The following is a 19,400-nucleotide window of genomic DNA, read 5'->3' as shown; positions in this document are numbered from 1 at the left end:
CAAAAGGAGAGGAGACCGAGGGAAATGGTAGTTAATCAGGAAGAATAACGACCAAAAGGAGAGGAGACCGAGGGAAATGGTAGTTAATCAGGAAGAATAACGACCAAAAGGAAAGGAGACCGAGGGAAATGGTAGTTAATCAGGAAGAATAACGACCAAAAGGAGAGGAGACCGAGGGAAATGGTCGGTTAATCCGGGTGAATAACGGCCAAGAAAGCAGAGCATTAATTTAATATTGATCAAATTTTCAAAAAATATTGACAACTAGCACAAAAACAGATAAATTATTAAATAATATAAAGTTATAACATTATATTCTTTCAAGGGAGATACAGAAATGCAGATAGATAAAAGTTTACATATACCCCTATATAGACAAGTAGAGCAGATTCTGGAAGAAAAAATCATTTCAGGCCAGTGGGAGGTAGGGAGCCAGCTGCCGACTGAGCAGGAACTATCCGACCGATTCGATGTCAGCACCATTACGGTTAAAAGAGCCGTGATTGAGCTTGTGAATAAAGGTTATCTATTCAGGCAGCGAGGCAAGGGAACCTTTGTATCTGGAGCTGCAAAAGAGCAGGACCTTAATTCCATCATTTCGCTTTCCACCGGTTCGGAACAGGAACATCCGCATGAAATGATCAGCTTTAAATATGAAACAGCAGGTTCTGAAATTGCCCAGAAGTTAAGGATTGATCCTGAGGATGAGGTGATCAGAATTGAGAGATTAAAAGTGGAAAACAATGATCCTCTCGCACTGGAATATACCTATCTTCCAGCGGATAAATGTCAGGGGCTTACACCTGAAATGATTAATAACGACCTAATCTTTAACATCTTAAAAAACAGTTTCCATATAGCACTAAACCGGGCTAAGGTATTTATCCGGCCATATATCCTTCCTGATCATCAGGCTAAACTGCTTCATGTGGAACCGGGGACTCCGGTGTTTGAGTGGGAGCGTACTACATACACAAAGCAAGAAGACATTATTGAGTTCTCTAAATTCTATATCCGCAGTGATAAAGAGGTTTATTATACAGAGGTTCAATTGTAAAAAAATTGCAGAAATCCCATAGGACAATTTATAAATATAAAAGATATAAAGTTATAATATTATATCTTTATATTTTATATATAAATCAATCTCTTTTAATAGATTGATCTAAATTATAAAGGGGGTATCGCTTTTATCAAGTCTTCATCTTAGAACAGCTCCTTAAGTTCACGAAAGCAAAAATAAACGAGGGGGAAAATGAGTTGAAAAAGAAAGCTTATTTAATTGTATTGCTTTGTTTATTGCTTGTCACGGCTGCAGGATGCAGCGGCCAAACAGGAAGTTCTGCAGATGAAGGATCAGGAAAAAGTGATGGAAAGACACTTGTCTTAGCGGCATATGGAGGAAGCTATGAGCAAAAGATGAAGGAGGACTTGATCCCAAAGTTTGAGAAAGAGCATGGCGTAAAGGTGAAATATATTACGGGAAGCTCTGTTGATACCTTATCCAAGCTTCAGGCTCAAAAGGATAATCCTCAAATTGATGTAGCTTTCCTTGATGATGGACCTCAAGCTCAGGCAAAGGCGTTTGGATTGCTGGCGCCAATGGATGAGAGTGTTGTTACGAATCTCGCAGATGTCTATGATATTGCAAAAGACAAGGATAATGTGGGTGTTGGATTTGGAATCATTTCAACCGGCTTGGCTTATAACAAGGATGTCTTCGAACAGAATGGCTGGGAACCGCCGACATCCTGGAATGATTTGGCCGATCCGAAGTATAAAGGAAAACTCGTACTGCCTTCCATTGCAAATACGTATGGAGTTCATTTTCTGCTCATGACTGCCATTGCCAATGGCGGAGATGAAGAGAACATTGAACCAGGCTTTGAAAAAATGAAGGAAATTGCCCAAAACGCCATTACTTTTGATAAAACAGCTGACGTATCCAACTACTTCCTGCAAGGGCAGACAGTAGCAAGTGCATGGGGAAGCAGCCGGGTGTTTACCCTCCAGGATAGCGGATTCCCGATTGAGTATGTCATTCCGGAAGAAGGGGCTCCAGCGCTGATGGCAACTGTCAGTGTGGTGAAGGATGCTCCAAATGGGGATCTTGCTCAGGAATTTGTCAATTTTGTTCTGGATGAAGAAGCACAGCTTCTATTTGCCAACTCCTTGTTTGACGGTCCGGTTAATAAGAATGTGAAGCTTGAAGGAGACATCGTCGACAAAGTGGCTTATGGGGAAGAGGAGATTGCCAAATTGATCAAAGTTGACTGGGAAACTGTTAATGCAAAACGGGCAGAGTGGACAGAACGGGCCAATAAAGAAATCGAAGTAGCCCATTAAAAGAGAGGGGAAACGAATGAGTTACTTAAGCCTGGAAAATGTGGTTAAGACCTTTAATAAAACAGAAGTGGTTAAAAAGCTCAGCCTTGACATCCAAAAAGGGGAACTGGTCTCCTTTTTGGGGCCTTCGGGCTGCGGCAAAACGACAACACTGAATATGATCGCCGGATTTCTTGAGGTGGATGGCGGGAAGATTGAGGTGGACGGCAAACCCGTTCACCTGCTTCCTCCCAATAAAAGAGAAATGGGCATGGTGTTCCAAAACTATGCTTTGTTTCCGCACATGACGGTTTTTGATAATGTCGCCTATGGGCTTAGGCTCCGTAAAGTGCCAAAAAGTGAAATCAGCAAAAGGGTGCTTGAAGCATTGGAAATGGTTCGTCTGGCTGGCTATGAAAAACGATATCCAAAGGAACTTTCCGGAGGACAGCAGCAGCGGGTTTCATTGGCGAGGGCACTGGTCATTAAGCCGAAGGTGCTTCTTCTGGATGAGCCATTGAGCAATCTTGATGCCAAGCTGCGCCAGGAAATGCGTGAAGAAATTGTTGATATCCAGAAGCAGGTGGGGATTACAACCATATTTGTCACACATGATCAGGAAGAAGCATTGGCCATATCAGACCGGATTGCGGTCATGTATGAGGGGCGGATTGAACAGGTAGATGATCCGGCATCCATATATAACCATCCAAAGACTGACTTCGTGTCCCAGTTTATAGGGGAAGTGAACCACATTCAGGGGAAGGTTCTGGAAACCTATGATAATAAGAAATGCAAAATGCATTTCTTTGGGAATGAACAGATCGTTTCCGTACCATCGGTGAAGAATTCCGAAGTTCACTTTTTCATCCGGCCGGAAAAAATCCAAATCGCATTAGCCGAATCAGATGAGTCTTTTCAAACCAAGGTGGAAAGGAAAATGTTTCTTGGAGCCAAGACCAGATATATCTTGAGGGTGCAAGATCGTCACCTTATTGCAGATATATCCAATACTGTTTTGAATCCCACCGAAATAAAAGAAGGAAACAGTGTCTACACTTATTGGAACCCGGAAGACCTGCTGCCTTCGAGAATGGCGAGGTGACTCACATGCAAGCCGGAATCGGAACGGAACATGACTTATTGCTTCAGCAAAAGAAAAAGAATGTGAATAAAAAACGGCTTGATACGTGGCTGCTTTTACTTCCAACGCTGGGGATCTTCATTTTCTTCTTTTTGCTGCCATTGTTTTTCTTATTCATAACTAGCTTTAAAAGTTTTGATGCCAGTACAGGAGTCGGAAATGAGTGGACGCTCCAGAACTACATCAAGTTCATGTCAGATCCTTTTTATCTTGGAGTGGTCTGGCGAACTGTCAAAATCGCTCTTTTAACAACATTGATTACTATCGTTATCTCTTACCCGGTAGCTTTTCAGATTTCCAGATCAAAGGGAAGAGCCAGAAATTATTTAACCCTTCTGGTGCTTTCTCCGCTTCTGATCAGCATGGTTATACGCTGCTACGGCTGGGTGATTCTGTTATCCAACAACGGTGTTGTCAACAATACACTATTAAAGCTGGGCTGGATTGATCAGCCTTTAACCCTCTTATACACCGAATTAAGTGTGGTCATCGGAATGGTGCATGTTCTTTTCCCGTACATGGTGCTGAGCGTCATGGGCTCACTCGAAAAAATAGACCCTTCTGTCATCAGAGCCTCGCAGAATCTTGGGGCCAGCTCCTTCAGAACATTCTTTTCCATTTTGCTTCCGTTAACCTTGCCTGGTGTTTTCGCCGGATCGGTAATGGTGTTCAGCTTAAGCGTCAGCTCTTTCGTTACACCGGCCATTCTTGGAGGTCCGCAAGTGAAAGTTATGTCCTATTTAACGTATGAACAGGTAGCTGTCATGCTGAACTGGCCGTATGGTGGCGCAATCGGCTTCCTGCTAATCCTGATTGCCACCATTACCATCATCGCATACAGCAAAATCCTTGCCAGGTCTGAGAAAGGAGTGGCCATACAATGAGCAGGAGGCTTCCCAAGTATTTCTTTAACTTTGTTTGTTTAATGGTTTATATTTTCCTGCTGGCACCAATCGTGGTTGTTTTGCTTTCCTCCTTAACAACTACCGAATACATTGTATTCCCGCCAGAAGGCCTGACTCTCAGATGGTACACAGAATTAATTGAACATCCGGAATTTATGCAGTCCTTTACACTGAGCATTATTGTGGCTTTCGGAACCGCCATTATTGCGACTGCCATTGGCACCCTTGCATCGCTTGCAGTAGTCAGGCGCCAATTTAAAGGAAAGACAGCGATTGTTCAATTAGTGGGATCGCCACTTTTAATACCATCGGTCGTGTTTGGTGTGGCTCTCTTGCAGTTTTACTCATGGATAGGTTTAGCTGCCAGTCCGATTGCTTTAATTTTAGGGCATATCATTTTAACGGTTCCATTTGTGATGCGTCTGGTTGTTGCAAGCTTAGTAGGTTTCGACCGCTCTATCGAACAAGCGGCCTTGAACCTTGGTGCAGGACCGATGAAAGTTTTCTTTCAAATCACTCTGCCGATCATTAAATCAGGCGTTATAGCCGGCGCCATTTTTGCCTTTATTACTTCATTCGATGATTTAACAGTTGCCTTATTCATTGTCAGCACCGATGTCGTGACACTGCCAGTGCGGATCTACACATACATGCAATATCAATATGATCCGATTATTACATCCGTATCAAGCATCATGATTCTATTCACTGTTGTATTAATGCTCATAATTGAAAGAGTGCTTGGTGTAGGGAAAGTGTTTTCCTCGAAAAATTAGATAGGAGAGGTCTTTATGCACATTGAGAAACATCCTGTTCTTGACAGGCAGCTTCACAAGCCTGTAACCATTTATTTCAATGACCAGCCATATCAGGCCTATGCGCAGCAATCAGTCGCTGCCGCCTTAATGGCAAATGGAATTAAGAAATTGGGTGTCAGCCGGAAGCTGGTCCAATCCAGAGGATTATTCTGCTCCCGCGGAAGATGCTGCAGCTGCTATATGACCATTGATGGTGAGGACCATGTACGGAGCTGCATGACAGAAGTGGAAGATGGCATGCGAATATACCCGAATATGGATGACCCCGAGGTAAGGAGGGACATTGATGAAGACTGACGTACTGATCATTGGAGGGGGTCCTGCAGGCCTGTCGGCAGCAATTGAGACGGCATCAAGGGGACTGGATGTAACCATTGTTGACGAAGCTTCCAAGCTTGGCGGGCAGCTTAACCAGCAGACTCAAGCGCTGCGCCCGCTTCCTTCCCTATATGAATCCATGCGCGGCTTTGAATTGGCAAATAAACTGATCCAGCAGATTAAGGATTATAATGTGAGGCAGCTCCTAAATCACCGTGTTGTCGGATTTTACGCTGATGGAAGTGCTGGAATTACAGATGAAGAAAATGTATTTCCTGTAAATGCAAAAAAGATTATAGTGGCTTCCGGAGCAGCTGAAAAGGCTGTTGCTTTTCCAAAATGGACAATGCCGGGGATTATGACAATCGGTGCTGCACAGACACTGATCAATCGTGATTTTGTGATGCCTGGGAGAGAAGCTGTGATTGTGGGCTCCAGTGATTTTGCCATGGAAACGGCTATACAGCTGATGGATGTGGGTATCCGGGTCAAAGCAATTATAGAAAAACAAAGTGGAGCTTTGGCAAAAGAGCAGGAAAAAGTGAGCGAACTGTCACGGAGCGGAATTCCATTTTATTTTAATAGTTTTATAAAAGAAGCAAGAGGAAATGGGCAGGTGGAACAGATTGATGTTGCGCTGCCGGATGAAGTCATTACCCTGAATGTGGACCTCGTTTGTATGGATGGAGGCAGGGCACCCATACTGGATGTTTTTTATCAGCTGGGCTGTTCCTTTGGATTTCAAGAGGAGCTGGGAGGATGGATTCCGCAATATAATAATAGATTCCAAACCGATAGGGAAGATGTATTCATAGCCGGGAATGCAGCTGGCATCAGCACTCATGGTCCGTTGCTTTTAACAGGAATGATTGCCGGCATCAGTGCAAGTGAAGAACTGCAGGCAATTAGTGCGCTTGAGGCACATGAGATTAGAGAGGCACTTTGGAATGAACTCGAATTATTGGAGGACAAAGAAATGCACAGCGGAAGAGTCAACCATCTCGAGAAATTCGCAAACCCAGTACTGAAAGATCAATTTATCTACTAGATAGGAAAAGAGAGAAGAAGGTGAATAAGTTGGATAAATCGACAATCATCTGCAGATGTGAAGAAATCAGCTGTGAAGAAGTGGAAGAAGTTATCAGCAATGGAGGAAGGACCTTTGATGATGTGAAGAGGATTACCCGCTGCGGGATGGGTCCCTGTCAGGCAAAAATCTGCACCAGCATGGTGGCAGAAATTATTCACCAGCAGACTGGGTTATCACCTTCAGAGATTCCGCTGCCAAGAATGAGAATGCCTCTATCCCCCATTAAGCTTGAAACGCTGGCAACGAACAGTACCTCCTTTAGTGCGGTCAAGTCTGTTCTGGATGAGGTGGAATTGGAAGAAGGGAAGGTGAGGTAATTGGAAACCAATTATGAAACAATTGTCATCGGAGGGGGCGTAGTGGGCAGCGGAATTGCTTACCACCTTTCTGAACGGTACAAAGAAGGCGTGCTTGTGCTTGATAAAAAATACCCCATGTCAGGCACCTCCGGATCCACCCAGGCCTGGGTATGGGTACATAATAAAACACCTTCATGGTATGCGGAATTTAGTATGTACAGTGCAGAACTCTACCCTTATCTGTCTAAAAAGATAGGGGATGTTGAATATAAGCGGACAGGGGGACTTTCGCCATTTTTCAATGAAAGCGATCGTGAAAAGGCACAGAAACTTGCAGAATCTTACCGCAAAATTGGCATCAAAATCAAAGTGTTATCCAGGGAAGAAGTTCTCGAAAAAGAGCCCTATATGAATCCGGAAGTAGCAGGGGCTACTTACAGCTCCATTGATGGCAATGTCAATCCATTCCGCTTGATTGATATGTACATGCGGGCAGCTAAAAGAAATGGCGTCCGGTATTCTACTTATAATAAGGTAACGGAGATTAAAAAGCAGGATGGAAAATATTCAGTTGTATCAGATAAGGGTGCGTTTGAATGCAAAAATCTGATTCTTGCTGGCGGTACGTGGTCAAGAGAAATCGGTGACATGCTTGGAGTGAAGATTCCTGTTAATCAACTGAGAGGGCAGATCCTGGTGTCTGAACCATTGAAGCCTTTCTTAAATTTTACAATCAGCGGATTAAGGCAGGCAAACAATGGGGAAGTTCTGATGGGTTATTCAATGGAAGAAGCCGGATTTAATCGGGCAACAACGCTTGATGTCATTCAGGAAACAGCCAATATGGCAGTCCAATATGTACCCGGATTAAGAAAAGCTAAAATTGTCCGCGCCTTTTCCGGAATCCGGGCTATGCCTGAGGACGGCTTTCCGATTCTTGGTAAAGTACCAGGCCATGAAAACCTTTATGTAGCAGCGACCCATAGCGGAGTTACACTTTCTCCTTTAATTGGCACTCTTATAACAGAGTTAATCATGGATGGGGAAACGTCCATTCCGATCGACAGGTATTCTTTAAGCAGGTTTGGTTAGAGTGAATTTTATTAAGTTATAATATTATAACTTTTAAATCAGGTGTCAGGAAAAATATTATGTAAACAAGAATGGAGGAATTTAGATGCCGCATTTGTTTATAAGAGGAATTTCAGTGGATCAGACGAAGGAAATCAGCACGCAGCTGGTGAAAGACCTGGCTCGGCTTTGTGACTGCGGAGAAGATAACTTTACACTGGAAGTTCTGAATTCAACTTTTGTGTTTGATAAAAATGAAGTTCCAGCATATCCATTTATAGAAGTAAAGTGGTTTGACAGGGGCAAAGCGGTCCAAAACCAATTTGCCGGAATTGTTTCGAATCATGTTCAGTCGCTTGGAGTGCCGGAGGTTGAGGTGGCATTTACTGCATTTTTAGAGGCTGATTATTATTTGAATGGGAAGAGTTTTGCGGATTAAAAGGAGGGAGTTCAGCCATGAAAATAGCAGTCATAGGCTCCGGAATTGTCGGTTCAAGTGCAGCCTATCACCTTTCCAGAGAAGGTGCAGAGGTAGTCATTATTGATAAAGCACATGAGGGACAGGCAACTGCTGCTGGCGCAGGAATCATTTGCCCTTGGATTTCCAGAGTGGATCATAAAGATTGGTACACCCTTGCAAAACGTGGAGCGCTTTACTATCCATCTTTAATAGCAAATCTTAAACAAGATGGTGAAGACAATTTTGGTTATGGAATGGTAGGAGCTCTGGCAGTCAGCAGCAGTTCTGATGAGATGGATGAGATCGAGGTGAATGTTCGTCAAAAAAAAGCTGAAACCCCTGAGGTAGGGAAGATTACGAGATTAACAGCAGCGGAAGCCAGGGAACTTTATCCGCCGCTCAGGGAGGATCTGCAGGCTGTCCATGTTACGGGTGCAGCTAGATTGGATGGCAGGCTGTTAAGAGACGCTATGCTAAATGGCGCAAAAAAACATGGTGCTGCCATAATTGAAGGTGAAGGTGACCTTGTATTTCATAATAATAAGGTTACAGGAGTAAAAGTGAACGGGAATGTCATTGCTGCCGATGCAGTTATCGTTACTGCAGGTGCATGGGCTAAGGACTTACTTGCACCGTTGGGCATTGATCTTAAAATCGAGCCCCAGCGCGGGCAAATTGCCCATCTGGAAATGAACAGTGTGGATACTTCCAGTTGGCCGGTTGTCCTTCCGCAAAGCACTCATTACTTAGTAGCTTTCGACCATTCAAAAGTGGTGGCTGGAGCTACCAGGGAAACGGGATCCGGGTTTGATTATAGACTGACGGCGGCAGGTGTGAAAGAAGTTCTGGATGAAGCATTAACAGTTGCACCAGGATTAGCTGAAAGCACGCTAAAAGAAGTAAGGATTGGCTTCCGTCCAGCTGGACCTGATATCTTGCCGCTGCTGGGTACGGTTCCTGCTGCAGAGGGGCTGGTTATCGCAACAGGATTAGGGGCATCAGGGCTTACAATGGGACCTTACGTGGGCACCCTTGCTGCAGATCTTGCATTGAAAAGGGAGTTGGAACTAGATCTGTCACCCTATGATCCATTAAGAAAAGGCTTGGAAGCAGGAATAAAGTGAGTCTAATAGTTAGATAAACAGGAGCTGCCATATAGTTTTTATGGCAGCATATTTGTTTTTCCTATTCCTTCAATCGTTCCGGCAATCCTTGAATGGAAGACACCACAACATCAAGCTTCGCTTCGATCCGGTTCAGCAGGAAAAACGTGACGGCGATCGGGAAGCCGAGCTCACTGATGAATATGACCATCTGTTCCACGGCAGCTGCTCCTTTCTGGTGAGTATTGTAAAAATGGCCGGGTTCCAAGGAATCCGGCCACTGATGATTATACTAATTCATATTCAGTTACATTCCGTTCAACTAATCTGGCACTTTCCGCTAAAACCAAATCTCCGCCATTGCCTTCAAATGCATTGGCAGCAATGATTTGCTCCATGGCTGCTTTTACCGCAGCAGGATCAATGGGTTCAATCGGGTTATCAACAGAAAGTTTTGTTGGCTTGCCCAGTTCAGAGATAAAAGTCATTTCTAATGATTTAGCCATTTAATATTCCCTCCTTATATTTTTGGTTTTTAATAGTTTGTTTAGCCTAAAATATCGAAGCTGTCATTCCTGTTGATTTCAGCTAATGGATAGCTGCTAAGTCCGGCGATCGCCTGTCCAACCGTGAAAAGCTGGTCTGCTGTGGCAGATTGCTTTACGCCGCTGTAGGTTTTTGATTTGTGAACCGGCTTGCCCTGCCCATTAAGGCCTGTTTCAAATACCAGGCGAAGTTTGGAATCAGTGATAATTGCTTGTGCCATCTCATTCACCTCCTTTCACCTTTTATATATATTTTTGAGGGGGAAAAGGACAGGGTGATTTTTAATTAAACGGCATTATTTTCTTCAGCTTCTCGCGGGCACCTTGCCGCCAGTTTTTGACTGCAGACAGGGAGACCCGTTCTTTTTCAGCAATTTCCCTGACAGACAGCCCATCACATAAAGTATAGTGGAGCCATTTCATTTGGTTTTCAGATAACATTCCGCATTTTTTGTAAAGTTCCTGTGTGAGCTCCGGGCTTGAGACTGGTGAGGTGTCTTCGATGAATTCCCAGAAGTCTGCTTCTGGATAGATATATCGATCAATCTGCTTTGTTTGTCTCGTTAATTCCATCATCATATGTCCTTTTACCATACTGTAAGCGTAGGAAAGGAAGGTCCCTTTTTCATCGTCATGATTTTTCCACGCCTGCCAAAGTGTGATTAAACCCAGCTGGTGGAATTCCTCAGTATTTTTATAGATGTTCAATTTATGCATGATATCATGAATCATAGGTTCATATTGTGCTGATATCTGTTCAAAACTCTCCATGAAAATGTCCCTTCAAGGAAAGCGCGCTCTCTGTGTATTCCCGGGTAGCTCAAACATATCCTGACAGCTAATTTTTTACGAATCCAGCAAAAGTCGTAAATCGGCCTTTTACTCCCCCTAAGTCCGGAGTTAAGGGGTCTAAGTCTGAAGTTAGGGGGTCTAACTCCCAGCAAAGGGGCAGTTAGCTACTTTTTGTAAAAAAAATTTAGCGAAAAGGCATTGTCTTCAGCCGGGAACCCCATTTCATGCAATTCTTCAAAGTATTTTTCTTCAAATTTCTTATTCAGGATTCCGTAGAAATAAGCAGCGGGCTTAGCAATGGCGCTGGTTTTCATTTTCCTGATCAGCTGCTTAAAGGAATGGATGGCTGTTTCTAAAATAGTGTTCAACTCACAATTATTTTTATAGGCTGCAAGTGATGCCATTCTCCAAAACTCCTCTATCTGCTTGGCTTCAGAAAAAAAGTACTTTACGATACTGATAAATGATTGTGGTACACGGTCACTCGTAAAAGTGTGATCAAGGACGGTTTCGTTACGTTTAGTAATCTTTTGATTTTTATTAGTTTTAGAAAGATTGATAGTTTTATTAGGGCGGTCCAATTTATCTTTCTTAGGTGGTTCACTCTTTGGAAAACGATTAAAAACATATAAGTTGCTGGACTGTGAGCCGTTTTTTCTCTCAGTTTCATGAACAGTAAAAATACCGATCTCTGCTGCCTTGGCAATCATTCTTTTAAAAGTTGAGCGGGAAATACCATTGCCGTGATATTCTTCGTGAATCGCTTTTAAAACAGTGCCAATCTTGGCATTAGATACCCCCGGGATTTTCGCAGCAAAACGAACCAGCCTCTTTAAACCAGCCAGCTCACCCTTAGAAAACTTGTCCTTATACACCGATAGCCACATTTCCAAATGGGCATTAAACTCCTGAAGATCTTTAAACTGAGAAAACTGTTCAAACTGGTCCACACTGCCTGATTTCAAATTCATAAAAATGCACCACCCTTTCACCTTCTATATATAAATCAAGGGGGGACTTGGGCAGGGTGGTTTTGGGATGGGTGTGACAGATTTGTGAACGGGTTACTGAAAGAGAATAAGTAAGATCATTAGGGGATATTCTTCCTATGCTTTTTTTATCTGCTTGATTTATTAGATTTACTGCAAAAAATTTCGAATATTTAAAAAATGTGCTAATATTAATTTAGTAATAACCCCTATGGGGGGTAAGGGGTGGGTATGTGGATAATCATCATAAACACAGAAAAAGTATTGTAAATCGTTTAGCTAAAATTGAAGGGCATGTCCGGGCAATAAAGAAAATGACCGAAGAGGGGAGAGATTGCAACGATTTGTTGATACAGCTATCTGCTGTCCGTTCAGCTGTAGATAGCTGTGGAAAGCTCATTTTAAAGGATCATATAGAGGGATGCCTTATCGAAGCTGTTAAAAGCGGAAAAGAAGAAGAAATGTTAAAGCAGCTTAATGACTCTATTGATAAATTCATTAAATAAGGGGTGCTGTTATGGAGGATGCTAAAGAACAAACCCGTTCAAGTATTATTAAAACCATTCTCTTATTAGCAATACCAGTAGTCATTGAGAACTTTTTTCAGATGATTCTCGGTTTTGTAGACACGCTGTTTGTCTCGAAGCTGGGCCTAATTGAAGTTAGTGCAGTTGGAGTAACGAATGCGATCCTCGCTATTTACTTTGCTATTTTTATGGCGATTGGAATTTCAGCTAATGTTTACGTTGCAAAGTACATAGGGGCAGGGAGACAAGAAAGAGTCAAAGAAGTTACAGCTCAATCGATTCTCTTAGCGAGTTTTTTCGGGGTGTTTTTTGGTTTATTAACCCTGTTTTTCTCAGAAGAATTACTGCGTTTAATGGGAGTGGAAAAGGGTGTACTTTCTGCAGCTAATTCTTATTTTAGAATAGTAGCGATTCCTTCCATTTTTATTTCACTCATGTTCGTATTAAGCAGTGTTTTAAGAGGAAATGGTGATACAAAATCACCAATGAAGATTAGTATATTCATTAATTTAATAAATATTTTGTTAGACTATATTCTGATTTTTGGGTTTTTATTTATTCCTGCTTTAGGTATTGAAGGGGCAGCTTATGCTACTCTTATCTCCCGTCTGATAGGTTCAATTGGATTATTTATTTATATTAGAAAAGCAAATATGATTGAGTGGAGAAGTGATTTTTGGTGGATAAATAAAACGATGCTGCTGGAAATAATTTCACTGAGCAGTCCTGCTGCTGCAGAAAGATTAGCAATGAGAGTCGGTCAAGTGCTCTATTTTGGCCTTATTGTCAGTATTGGAATTAACACTTTTGCTGCCCACCAGATTGCCGGAAACATTGAAGTGTTTGCCTTTATGATTGGTTATGGTTTTGCAACTGCAGCTACTACTCTTGTAAGTAAATGCATTGGATCTGGAGAGGTTGAGAAGGCCAAGGAATATGCAAGGTATTCGCTGTGGATAGGAACTGCAGTCATGAGCTTATTTGGGATTCTTTTATTCATTGGCGGTGAATGGATCGGAGGGTTCTTCACATCTGATGCTGCAGTAATAAATCAAATAAAAACAGCCTTGCAAATTGATGCTTTCATACAGCCTATTTTGGCCATTGTATTGATCTTAACTGGAATATACCAGGGTGCAGAAAATACTAAATATCCTTTTTACTTAACTTTAATTGGTATTTGGGTTATCAGAACTGGCGGGGTTTACTTTCTCGGAATAACTCTTGGGTTAGGCATAGCAGGAATTTGGATTGCTATTGGATTGGATAATCTCTATAGAGCGGCCTTTCTTTTAAAGAATTTCCGAAATGGAAAGTGGAAAAAAGAAGAGTCAGTTCCTTCCGCAAAGGCTGCGGGGAACTGACTTTTTTTTATTTTACAATTAACTTCCCCGTCATGCCGCTTTCCTTATGTCCAGGAAGAGTACAATAAAACTCATAGACGCCCGTTTTGGTAGGTGTAAAAGTAATAGCTGCGGAACTGTTGGCTGAAGCATGCAAATGAAAATCTGCTCCACCGGAAGTGTGCTCAGTATGCTGGCTAACTGAACCTCCTTGGAAACTTAAGTTCTTTATTTCTATATCATGATCAAGTTGATCTTGATTATTTAATGTAATAGAAGCAGCTTGATTCTTTTCCACAATAATTTCTGAAGGTGAATAACTAAAATCTGATGGGTGAACATTTAATATAATCTTTTGATCTTCTATTGCGGAATTATTTTGAATGCCATGTTGATGCTGACCTGATGAATTCGAGTCTGAAAAAGCAATGTTTTTGTCCAATTGATTTCCAAAGAGCAGAAAAGATAAGAGGAGAACAAATGTTAAAAATGGTTTTAAAAGCCAGCTCTTGTTGTTAACTTCATTTTCATACTCTTTTGAATCAGGTAAAATAAAAAATAAAAATAATGAACTTGTGGTTAGTGTAAGCATAATATTCAATAAGACAGCAGCTTGCTCATGCGTAATCATCTCCCCTAGCATTGCTCCCATCATTCCACCCATAAGACCAGACATAAAACCTTCAATAGAGGACAGGGTACCCAAACTTAATCCGCAGACTAAGCCTCCAACAGCACCGACTCCGATAGAGATTAAAGTGGAAGAATATAAATCTCCCTGATAGAGTGATCCGAACAGCACCCCGGCGGTTAACCCAATATTCATCCCCATCATCATCGCAATGATCATAGCATGCATATTTGTCAATCGCTCTCTTAATTTACGAGCGATTAAAGATACTAATATGGCAATCCCTGATAAAGTTGCAAGCACAAAATAGTGAAATAAACTCACAATTATCAACCCCCCTTGTATTGCTAAATGATATGTACCTGAAAGACATGCCATGCTAATAATTTTATTCTAGTGAGGATCAGGCAATATTCACCAATTTAAAAAATAGAAATATAAAAATTAAAAATTTTCTAACGATTCAGTATTTACAAATTATAAGTTTGGTATTATCATGTGATTTAATACCCGGATATACGATAGAGGGGTACTGTACATTATGAGGAGGTTTAAGGAGATGTCGAAAGGTCAAAGAGTTTTATTCCTAGGTGTCTATGGTATGGAAGTTGTTGAATGCGGAGGAGCTCTGGCAAAAAATGTTTTAAGCGGGGGCGAGTCATATGCAACTATCATGCTTTGTCGAGAATCAAGCCAGCCCCAAGTTAGAAATGCAGCACAGACATTAGGTGTTAATGTGTCATTTTTAAATTTTCAATATGGAACGGTTGATTTAAGTAAGGAGTCAAAAGTGAAATTAATCAAGGTAATAAGGGAAGTGAAGCCTGACATTATAATTACACAAGATCCCGAACACTCTTTCCATGATTTAGATCCGGATCGCCGTCCAGCCATGACATTATTACTTGAGTCAATTGCACTGGCTAGCAGAGACTTTGCACTGGATGAAACACCAGGATTAAACCCGCACCCTATTCCAACAATCTATTATATGACACCGCACCACCCTAATACTGTCATTGATATATCAGATGTATGGGATAAAAAAGAAGCGGCTATGGATATGCTTGAGAGCCAAATGGAGTTTAGCGGAATGCATTTTGATGACATGCTCGATTCCAAAGCAGCGGAAATCTTATCTCCTGGATTCTCTCAACTAAACAATTTCCATGAAAAAGGCAGGGCGATCCATAAGGTGCTGGATAAAGCAGTACATGTCTATCATGGCCTTGCTACTCACGGTCATTTTGCGCTTGCAGAAGCTTACAGAAGGGAAGGTAACTTTCATCTGGACGAGTTAATTAAATAAAGAAAATAACCAATTAGGGGGAGTGAAGATGAAAAAGTCTTTTCTGAGTCTCGGCTTAATGATTATGCTATTATTTTCGGGCTTTCAGCCGGTCCATGCTGAAGAGGCAGTCAAATCCTTAAAAGTGGGCATAACGAAAGATGAAAATGGTTTAAATCCATATACGTATATAACGGGTTATCCGGGACTGGATTTGGTGAATTTACTCTATGATACTCTTTTTAACTTGGATGAAAATAACAAGCCTCAGCCTTGGCTCGTAAAAGATTATACAGTAAGTGAAGACGGAAAAACGTATGAATTAAATTTGCATGAAAATGTTAAATGGCATGATGGTGAGCCGCTAACTGCAGAAGATGTGAAGTTTACCATGGATTATTTTATTGAATATCCAAAATCCCGATTTACTAATCCGTTAAAAGCAATCAGTTCAATTGAGGTTTTAAGTGAGACAAGTATAAAGCTGGTATTATCCCAAGCTGATCCAAACTTCATGATCCAGCCTCTGTCCGACTTGCCTATTTTACCTCAGCATATATGGTCTAATGTGAAAAACCCAGATGAAGAAACAAATGCGCTTGGTAGTGGTCCTTATATACTGGAAGAGCATAAATCAGGACAATACTACAAAATGAAATCTAACGAAGAATATTTTAAAGGTACTCCGCCGATTAATGAATTGATTTTTCCAATTATTGAAGATACGACTGCCATGTACAATGCCCTTCAGGCTGGAGAATTAGACGTAATTTCAACCAGTATCTCTCCCGAACTTGTTGAACAATTTGAATCAAATTCATCATTAAAGGTTGTAAGAGGTCCTGGATATAGTACAAGTCTATTTCAAATAAATGCAGAGAAATATCCAATGACTGAAACGCCGTTTCGCCAGGCGATTGATTACGCGATTGATAAAGAAAACATAGTGAATACAGTACTGCTTGGATATGCAGAAGTTGGAAGTCCAGGGTTTATTCATCCTTCTTCTTCCTATTATAATGAAGATCTTAAACCGGTTTATAATCAGGAAAAAGCCAAGCAAATTTTAGAAGCAGCAGGCTTTATAGATAAGGATGGAGATGGATTTAGAGAAGATCAGGAAGGGAATAAAATTGATTTAACTACGCTCGTATATGCAGGAAATCCAATTAGAATCAGGACGGCTGAATTAGTTTCAGAAGCATTGAACGAGGTGGGCATTAAAAATACAGTGAAAGCCATGGATTCAACGACAGTTGACTCATTGATGTGGCCGGATTTCGATGTAAGTAAAGGAAGAGATTATGATTTGGGTGTTTGGAGCTGGTCAAATACGATGCAGTTGTTTCCTGACAGAATGAATGATCTATTCCATTCAGATCCAGCAATCGGATCAGTTAATATCGGAGGATATAAGAATACAGAGTTTGATCAGCTGGGTGAAAAATTAAAAGTAACGTACGACGAAACAGAACGGCTGAATTTGATAAAAGAAATGCAGGCATTTGTTGCAGATAATGCTCCTTTTGTTACTCTTTACTATCAAGAAATTGTGAATGCCTTTAATCCAGTGAAGTATGACCAATATGTTTTTCAAGTAGGTAAGGGCATAATTAACAAATTGTCCTTTATTTCAGGAGAAAAAACAGATCTTACTACAAAGAATCAAAATGGAAATGATGCTAAATCTGCAGATAATAAAATAAGCAATAATGAAGACTCTGAAGGTGCAAACAACACAACTTTATATGTATTTGGGGCAATACTCTTAATTGGAATCATTGCGTTCTTCTTTTTAAGAAAAAAGAAGAAAAGCGATAAAAACAATGATGACTTTGATTTTTAATCAGATTATTTTCCCGTAAAAATAAATTTTACGGGAAATCCTTTTTCAATGAATGACATAATTGGAGGTGAATGAGTTGGGAAAATTTATTGCTAACAAGCTATTGCAATACTTAATCGTGATATTTTTAATGCTGACGCTTAACTTTTTATTGCCGCGGCTTATGCCGGGAAATCCATTAGTGTTTTTAGCAGGGGAAGATGTAGGCTTTATGTCGAGTGCTGAAAAAGAGGCCATATTAGATAAACACGGACTCAATGACTCTCTCCTGGAACAATATGGCACTTATATAAAAAATATTTTAACCGGTGATTTTGGATATTCGTATCAACAAAAAAGGCAAATCTCTGAACTGTTAATGGAGCGTCTTCCTTGGACAATGCTGCTTACTGGACTGGGACTTGTAATTTCTACAATTATCGGTGTAATGTTTGGGGCCATTTCTGCCTGGCGCAGGGGGACAAAAACGGATGCTAACCTTCTAACAGTTTTCATGTTTTTAAGTGCGATGCCTTCTTTCTGGGTTGGGATGATCTTAGTATCCGTTTTTGCATCTCAATTAGGCTGGCTTCCAGTTTTCGGAGCGGAAAGTGCTTGGTCTAATCTCTCTGGTATTGATAGATTGATTGACATTGGTGAGCATCTCATCCTGCCGCTAACAACTCTTATTTTAATATCTGTAACAAGTACGTTCATGATTATGCGCTATTCAATGTTAAATGTCCTTGGCGAAGATTATATTATGATGGCAAAAGCAAAAGGAGTTAAGGATAAGGTTATTAAATATAAACATGCGATGAGAAATGCACTTCTTCCCGTTGCAACAGTATTCATGTTGAGTTTAGGTTTTACATTGGGCGGTGCTACAGTAATTGAAACTGTATTTGCCTACCCTGGTGTAGGACGGTTAATGTTTGAATCGGTTTTAAGCAGAGATTATCCTCTGATCCAGGCAACATTCTTAATTATCACTTTCAGTGTAGTTATTGCTAATTTTCTAGCCGATTTAATTTATCCTTTATTGGATCCAAAGGTGGGAAGCGGCAATGGTTAATCAAAAATGGAAAAGTTATTGGCAAGTACTTACCTCTAATAGTCTTGGTGTTTTTGGTTTATGGCTTTTAATTATCTTTTTGCTGATTGCACTCCTTGCACCAATCATTGCACCGTTTGACCCGACTGAAAGAGTGGGAGCCCCTTTTACCGAACCGAACACAAAATTTTTATTGGGGACAAATGATGTAGGACAAGACATTTTAAGTGAACTTTTATATGGAACAAGGATTTCACTCTTAATAGGAGTTATTGCTGCTTTAATATCCATCCTTATTGGATGCCTTGTTGGAGTGATTTCAGGCTACTATGGCGGCAGGGTTGATGCATTTTGCATGAGATTGGTAGACTTAGTGCTTGTAATCCCATTTCTGCCACTGATGATTTTATTAGCAGCTTTTATAGGCCCAAGTTTCTGGAATATTATACTTGTTATTAGTCTGCTTTCCTGGGCTGGTCCAGCCAGGGTAGTAAGGTCACAGGTACTAACATTAAAAACAAAAGGATACGTGGAGGCTGCAAAATCAATTGGCACCAATATTAGAGTCATCCTTTCCCGTCACATTTTACCGGGTGTCATACCGATTGCTCTTTCCCAATTTGTTTTGGCAGCAAGCAACTCCATCTTAACAGAGGCTTCCCTGAGTTTTCTCGGCCTTGGCGATCCTTTTACAAAAAGCTGGGGAACCATTCTATATTATGCTCAGGCTAGAGGCGCTTTTTTAACAGATGCATGGATTTGGTGGGTATTACCGCCGGGAGTGCTGATTACCACATTGGTCATTGGGTTTGCATTTACAGGCTATTCGCTTGAAGAGGTCCTGAATCCAAGATTACGAAAGGAGCGATAAAT

Annotated in this window: 23 protein-coding genes; 17 read left to right on the top strand and 6 right to left on the bottom strand. The window is 41.1% G+C overall.

Annotated features, from left to right (window positions below; translation table 11 throughout):
- Positions 1-337 precede the first annotated feature (337 nt).
- From CE058_RS01920 to CE058_RS01870, 11 genes are all read left to right on the top strand, one after another.
- A complete protein-coding gene (locus tag CE058_RS01920; RefSeq protein WP_163139931.1) occupies positions 338-1,057 on the top strand; it encodes a GntR family transcriptional regulator in 720 nt (239 codons plus the stop codon).
- Between the two features lie 203 nt (positions 1,058-1,260).
- On the top strand, positions 1,261-2,346 hold the full coding sequence (locus CE058_RS01915) for an ABC transporter substrate-binding protein (protein ID WP_163139929.1): 1,086 nt from the start codon (positions 1,261-1,263) through the stop codon (positions 2,344-2,346).
- 16 nt (positions 2,347-2,362) lie between these two features.
- Entirely contained in the window at positions 2,363-3,430 is a 1,068-nt protein-coding gene (locus CE058_RS01910; protein WP_048009190.1) for an ABC transporter ATP-binding protein, read from the top strand.
- Between the two features lie 5 nt (positions 3,431-3,435).
- The gene (locus tag CE058_RS01905; RefSeq protein WP_163139927.1) at positions 3,436-4,353 is read left to right on the top strand and encodes an ABC transporter permease; all 918 of its coding nucleotides are present in this window, start codon (positions 3,436-3,438) and stop codon (positions 4,351-4,353) included.
- A complete protein-coding gene (locus CE058_RS01900) occupies positions 4,350-5,150 on the top strand; it encodes an ABC transporter permease (protein WP_163139925.1) in 801 nt (266 codons plus the stop codon). Before CE058_RS01905 ends, CE058_RS01900 begins: the two co-directional genes overlap by 4 nt.
- 15 nt (positions 5,151-5,165) lie before the next feature.
- Positions 5,166-5,489, top strand: coding sequence for a (2Fe-2S)-binding protein (locus CE058_RS01895; protein ID WP_048009193.1), 324 nt, complete (start codon positions 5,166-5,168; stop codon positions 5,487-5,489).
- Positions 5,479-6,558 carry an NAD(P)/FAD-dependent oxidoreductase gene (locus tag CE058_RS01890; RefSeq protein ID WP_163139923.1) on the top strand — a complete coding sequence of 360 codons (1,080 nt, stop codon included), beginning with the start codon at positions 5,479-5,481 and terminating at the stop codon, positions 6,556-6,558. The genes CE058_RS01895 and CE058_RS01890 overlap by 11 nt, the downstream gene beginning before the upstream one ends.
- Before the next feature lie 29 nt (positions 6,559-6,587).
- Entirely contained in the window at positions 6,588-6,917 is a 330-nt protein-coding gene (locus tag CE058_RS01885) for a (2Fe-2S)-binding protein (RefSeq protein ID WP_048009195.1), read from the top strand.
- Positions 6,918-7,991, top strand: a complete 1,074-nt coding sequence (locus tag CE058_RS01880) for an NAD(P)/FAD-dependent oxidoreductase (RefSeq protein WP_163139921.1) — start codon at positions 6,918-6,920, stop codon at positions 7,989-7,991.
- Positions 7,992-8,076: 85 nt separating this feature from the next.
- Positions 8,077-8,409 carry a DUF1904 family protein gene (locus tag CE058_RS01875; protein WP_163139919.1) on the top strand — a complete coding sequence of 111 codons (333 nt, stop codon included), beginning with the start codon at positions 8,077-8,079 and terminating at the stop codon, positions 8,407-8,409.
- 17 nt (positions 8,410-8,426) lie between these two features.
- Entirely contained in the window at positions 8,427-9,554 is a 1,128-nt protein-coding gene (locus tag CE058_RS01870; RefSeq protein ID WP_163139917.1) for an NAD(P)/FAD-dependent oxidoreductase, read from the top strand.
- A gap of 61 nt (positions 9,555-9,615) precedes the next feature.
- On the opposite strand, the gene CE058_RS01865 is transcribed toward CE058_RS01870, so the two are convergent.
- From CE058_RS01865 to CE058_RS01845, 5 genes are all read right to left on the bottom strand, one after another.
- Positions 9,616-9,801: a YvrJ family protein gene (locus CE058_RS01865; protein WP_483297529.1), complete on the bottom strand. Its 186-nt coding sequence runs from the start codon at positions 9,799-9,801 to the stop codon at positions 9,616-9,618.
- 19 nt (positions 9,802-9,820) lie between these two features.
- Positions 9,821-10,039, bottom strand: a complete 219-nt coding sequence (locus CE058_RS01860) for a DUF2922 domain-containing protein (RefSeq protein WP_048009200.1) — start codon at positions 10,037-10,039, stop codon at positions 9,821-9,823.
- A gap of 41 nt (positions 10,040-10,080) precedes the next feature.
- On the bottom strand, positions 10,081-10,299 hold the full coding sequence (locus CE058_RS01855) for a DUF1659 domain-containing protein (RefSeq protein ID WP_048009201.1): 219 nt from the start codon (positions 10,297-10,299) through the stop codon (positions 10,081-10,083).
- Positions 10,300-10,360: 61 nt separating this feature from the next.
- Positions 10,361-10,849: a sigma-70 family RNA polymerase sigma factor gene (locus CE058_RS01850; RefSeq protein ID WP_163139915.1), complete on the bottom strand. Its 489-nt coding sequence runs from the start codon at positions 10,847-10,849 to the stop codon at positions 10,361-10,363.
- 185 nt (positions 10,850-11,034) lie between these two features.
- Positions 11,035-11,841 carry a hypothetical protein gene (locus tag CE058_RS01845; RefSeq protein WP_163139913.1) on the bottom strand — a complete coding sequence of 269 codons (807 nt, stop codon included), beginning with the start codon at positions 11,839-11,841 and terminating at the stop codon, positions 11,035-11,037.
- 251 nt (positions 11,842-12,092) lie between these two features.
- Here CE058_RS01845 and CE058_RS01840 point away from each other — a divergent pair, with 251 nt between their 5' ends.
- A complete protein-coding gene (locus CE058_RS01840) occupies positions 12,093-12,365 on the top strand; it encodes a metal-sensing transcriptional repressor (protein ID WP_048009204.1) in 273 nt (90 codons plus the stop codon).
- Positions 12,366-12,376: 11 nt separating this feature from the next.
- The gene (locus CE058_RS01835) at positions 12,377-13,750 is read left to right on the top strand and encodes an MATE family efflux transporter (RefSeq protein WP_163139911.1); all 1,374 of its coding nucleotides are present in this window, start codon (positions 12,377-12,379) and stop codon (positions 13,748-13,750) included.
- A gap of 7 nt (positions 13,751-13,757) precedes the next feature.
- On the opposite strand, the gene CE058_RS01830 is transcribed toward CE058_RS01835, so the two are convergent.
- On the bottom strand, positions 13,758-14,684 hold the full coding sequence (locus CE058_RS01830; RefSeq protein WP_286167833.1) for a cupredoxin domain-containing protein: 927 nt from the start codon (positions 14,682-14,684) through the stop codon (positions 13,758-13,760).
- Between the two features lie 235 nt (positions 14,685-14,919).
- Here CE058_RS01830 and CE058_RS01825 point away from each other — a divergent pair, with 235 nt between their 5' ends.
- From CE058_RS01825 to CE058_RS01810, 4 genes are all read left to right on the top strand, one after another.
- Entirely contained in the window at positions 14,920-15,669 is a 750-nt protein-coding gene (locus tag CE058_RS01825) for a PIG-L deacetylase family protein (protein WP_048009207.1), read from the top strand.
- Between the two features lie 28 nt (positions 15,670-15,697).
- A complete protein-coding gene (locus tag CE058_RS01820) occupies positions 15,698-17,494 on the top strand; it encodes an ABC transporter substrate-binding protein (RefSeq protein ID WP_163139909.1) in 1,797 nt (598 codons plus the stop codon).
- Between the two features lie 76 nt (positions 17,495-17,570).
- Positions 17,571-18,548 carry an ABC transporter permease gene (locus CE058_RS01815; RefSeq protein ID WP_048009209.1) on the top strand — a complete coding sequence of 326 codons (978 nt, stop codon included), beginning with the start codon at positions 17,571-17,573 and terminating at the stop codon, positions 18,546-18,548.
- A complete protein-coding gene (locus tag CE058_RS01810) occupies positions 18,541-19,398 on the top strand; it encodes an ABC transporter permease (RefSeq protein ID WP_163139907.1) in 858 nt (285 codons plus the stop codon). The genes CE058_RS01815 and CE058_RS01810 overlap by 8 nt, the downstream gene beginning before the upstream one ends.
- The last annotated feature ends 2 nt before the right edge of the window (positions 19,399-19,400 follow it).

The sequence above is a fragment of the Bacillus sp. 22-7 genome, from assembly GCF_010628845.1.
GTDB lineage: Bacteria > Bacillota > Bacilli > Bacillales > Cytobacillaceae > Cytobacillus > Cytobacillus firmus_B.
The sequence above is the reverse complement of the archived record's forward strand: the minus strand, read 5'-3'. Positions and strand labels throughout refer to the sequence as shown.

Excerpts from the sequence above, each read along its gene's own strand:
- CE058_RS01900 (WP_163139925.1), top strand. The coding sequence starts at position 4,350 with ATGAGCAGGAGGCTTCCCAAGTATTTCTTTAACTTTGTTTGTTTAATG.
- CE058_RS01920 (WP_163139931.1), top strand. The coding sequence starts at position 338 with ATGCAGATAGATAAAAGTTTACATATACCCCTATATAGACAAGTAGAG.
- CE058_RS01850 (WP_163139915.1), bottom strand. The coding sequence starts at position 10,849 with ATGGAGAGTTTTGAACAGATATCAGCACAATATGAACCTATGATTCAT.
- CE058_RS01905 (WP_163139927.1), top strand. The coding sequence starts at position 3,436 with ATGCAAGCCGGAATCGGAACGGAACATGACTTATTGCTTCAGCAAAAG.
- CE058_RS01860 (WP_048009200.1), bottom strand. The coding sequence starts at position 10,039 with ATGGCTAAATCATTAGAAATGACTTTTATCTCTGAACTGGGCAAGCCA.
- CE058_RS01810 (WP_163139907.1), top strand. The coding sequence starts at position 18,541 with ATGGTTAATCAAAAATGGAAAAGTTATTGGCAAGTACTTACCTCTAAT.
- CE058_RS01890 (WP_163139923.1), top strand. The coding sequence starts at position 5,479 with ATGAAGACTGACGTACTGATCATTGGAGGGGGTCCTGCAGGCCTGTCG.
- CE058_RS01845 (WP_163139913.1), bottom strand. The coding sequence starts at position 11,841 with ATGAATTTGAAATCAGGCAGTGTGGACCAGTTTGAACAGTTTTCTCAG.
- CE058_RS01825 (WP_048009207.1), top strand. The coding sequence starts at position 14,920 with ATGTCGAAAGGTCAAAGAGTTTTATTCCTAGGTGTCTATGGTATGGAA.
- CE058_RS01870 (WP_163139917.1), top strand. The coding sequence starts at position 8,427 with ATGAAAATAGCAGTCATAGGCTCCGGAATTGTCGGTTCAAGTGCAGCC.
- CE058_RS01910 (WP_048009190.1), top strand. The coding sequence starts at position 2,363 with ATGAGTTACTTAAGCCTGGAAAATGTGGTTAAGACCTTTAATAAAACA.
- CE058_RS01835 (WP_163139911.1), top strand. The coding sequence starts at position 12,377 with ATGGAGGATGCTAAAGAACAAACCCGTTCAAGTATTATTAAAACCATT.
- CE058_RS01820 (WP_163139909.1), top strand. The coding sequence starts at position 15,698 with ATGAAAAAGTCTTTTCTGAGTCTCGGCTTAATGATTATGCTATTATTT.
- CE058_RS01875 (WP_163139919.1), top strand. The coding sequence starts at position 8,077 with ATGCCGCATTTGTTTATAAGAGGAATTTCAGTGGATCAGACGAAGGAA.
- CE058_RS01895 (WP_048009193.1), top strand. The coding sequence starts at position 5,166 with ATGCACATTGAGAAACATCCTGTTCTTGACAGGCAGCTTCACAAGCCT.
- CE058_RS01855 (WP_048009201.1), bottom strand. The coding sequence starts at position 10,299 with ATGGCACAAGCAATTATCACTGATTCCAAACTTCGCCTGGTATTTGAA.